Origin of the sequence: Roseateles sp. (assembly GCF_036404855.1) — a bacterium.
Classification (GTDB): Bacteria; Pseudomonadota; Gammaproteobacteria; order Burkholderiales; family Burkholderiaceae_C; genus Pelomonas.
Genome location: NZ_DASWYS010000341.1, coordinates 1 through 2,219, shown reverse-complemented (window position 1 = coordinate 2,219; position 2,219 = coordinate 1). Strand labels below are relative to the sequence as shown.

2 protein-coding genes and 1 pseudogene are annotated in these 2,219 nt (G+C 70.9%); 2 read left to right on the top strand and 1 reads right to left on the bottom strand.

All coding sequences use genetic code 11. The annotated features are described in order from the left end of the window. Positions 1 to 373, top strand: a 373-nt coding sequence (locus VGF12_RS22750) for an EAL domain-containing protein (protein ID WP_331178329.1), incomplete at its 5' end; no start/stop codon positions are given. A gap of 12 nt (positions 374 to 385) precedes the next feature. Here VGF12_RS22750 and VGF12_RS22745 read toward each other — a convergent pair. Next, complete coding sequence (locus VGF12_RS22745; protein ID WP_331178328.1) at positions 386 to 1,702, bottom strand: hemolysin family protein; 1,317 nt, start codon at positions 1,700 to 1,702, stop codon at positions 386 to 388. Between the two features lie 265 nt (positions 1,703 to 1,967). On the opposite strand from VGF12_RS22745, the pseudogene VGF12_RS22740 reads away from it, so the two are divergent. Next, positions 1,968 to 2,219, top strand: a pseudogene (locus tag VGF12_RS22740) (pit accessory protein); the annotation flags it as partial.

Here is a 2,219-nt window from a genome sequence, read left to right as displayed (position 1 = left end):
CGAAACCGCGGTCATCAGCGACGAGGCCAACGCGGTCGCGCTGCTGGGGCGGCTGCGCCAGCTCGGCGTGAAGGTGTGGCTGGACGATTTCGGCACCGGCTACTCCAGCCTCAGCCACCTGCGCCGGGTGCAGGCCGACGGCCTGAAGATCGACCGCAGCTTCATCACCGACCTGCTGCGCGACCCCGACGACCTGGCGCTGACCAGCGCGATCATCGCGATGGCGCATTCGATGGGCGTAACCGTGGTGGCCGAGGGCGTGGAGCGGGTGGGGCAGTTCGACCTGCTGCGCGAGCGCGACTGCGACCTGGTGCAGGGCTACTGGCTGGGCCACCCGCAGTCCGGGCAGGAGTTCACCGCGCTGTTGGGCTGAGCGCGGGACGCGTCAACCGTCGCCTTCGACCCGCGCCGCGGGCGGGTCGCGCTGCAGCAGCAGCTTGTCGATGCGCGGGCCGTCCAGGTCCACCACTTCCACCCGCCACGGGCCGATCCGGAAATGCTCGCCCACGTGCGGGATGCGGCCGAAGCGGGCGATCGCCAGGCCGGCGGCGGTGCGGTATTCGAGTTCCTCGGCGTCGGGTAGGCGCTCGCCGGTCAGCTCGCGCAGCTCGTCCACGTGCAGGCCGCCGTCGACCAGCAGCGAGCCGTCGTCGCGCTCCACCACCAGCGCCTCCTCGCCGTCGCCGTCGCCGCCGGTCTGCAGCCGGCCGATCACCGCGTCGACGATGTCGCTGACCGTGACCATGCCCTGGATGTCGCCGTATTCGTCGACCACCAGCGCCAGCGACTGCTGCTCCTCGCGCAGGATCTCCAGCAGCTTCATCGCCTGGGTGGATTCGGACACGAACAGCGCCGGGCGGATGTCGCGGAACAGCTCCGGCTGCGGCCGGCCCAGTTCGTCCAGCAGGGTCTTCACTTCCAGCACGCCGGCCACGTCGCTGTCGTCGCCGCGGTAGACCGGATAGCGCGAGAACTCGTGCTCCTGCATCGTCGCCAGGTTGTCCGCCAGCGGCGCGGACGCGTCCAGCCAGGCGATCCGGGTGCGCGGCGTCATCAGGCTGTCGGCGGTGCGGTCGCCCAGCCGCATTACCCGGTTGAGCATGTTGCGTTCGTCGAGATCGAACACGCCCTGCTCGTGGCCTTCGCTCACCAGCAGCTGGATTTCCTCTTCCGTGACCTGCGAGCCGCTGCTGTCGCCGGCGCGCATCAGCTTCAGCAGCGCGCTCACGGTGGCGCTGAGCATCCAGACCACCGGGCTGGCGATGCGCGACAGCCAGTGCATCGGCAGCGCCACCGCGGCGGCCAGCCGCTCCGGCGCCAGCAGCGCCAGCCGCTTGGGCAGCAGCTCGCCCAGCACGATGCTCAGGTAGGTGATCAGGCCCACCGCCAGGACCGTGCCCAGCGTGCCCGCGTATTCACCCAGCGCGGGCACGTGCGCGGCCAGCCACTGGCCGATCAGGCTGCCGAGGGCGTCGCCGCCCAGCATGCCGGTGACGATGGTGATCAGGGTCAGGCCCACCTGCACGGTGGACAGGAAGCGCTCCGGGCGTTCCGCCAGCTCCAGCGCCTTGCGCGCGCCCCGGCTGGTGGCGGCCTGCTGCTTCAGCCGCGCCTTGCGCGAGGTGACCACGGCCATCTCCGACAATGCGAAGAAGCCGTTGAGCAGGATCAGGGCGAGGACGAGGAGCAACAGTTCCAGCACGGGGTTTCACCGGAGGCTTGGGAAGGGGCGGGGGACGCGCCACGGCGAGGCGGCCGCGGCAGGCGGCGCGGCGAGCGGGAAGCGGGGCGGCGGCGGTAAGGAGGCGTCCATGTGTTGCGCCGGCGGCGCGGGGGCATCATAGCAGGGGCGTCCCGGCCGTCCTGTGGCGGGGCCCGGCGGCGGCCGGCATGCCGGCTTGTCATCCAGCCGTCATAATTGCGCCTTATCGTTGCAACCATTTCTACACATCGAGACCGGGCCGCCCATGTTCTCCCTGCAAACCATCTTCGGCTCCGGCACGCAGTTCTACGCGCTGCTGGACGATGCCGCCGCCGCCGCCCTCGACAGCGCCAAGGCCCTGCACGCCATGATGAAGGAGGCCGACCGCCAGCCGGCGCTGGACGCCTTCAAGCTGGCCCGCCTGCGCGAGCGCACCGCCGCCGACAAGATCAGCCAGGCGCTGGTGGACAGCTACATCACCCCGATCGAGCGCGAGGACATCGAGGCGCTGGGCTCG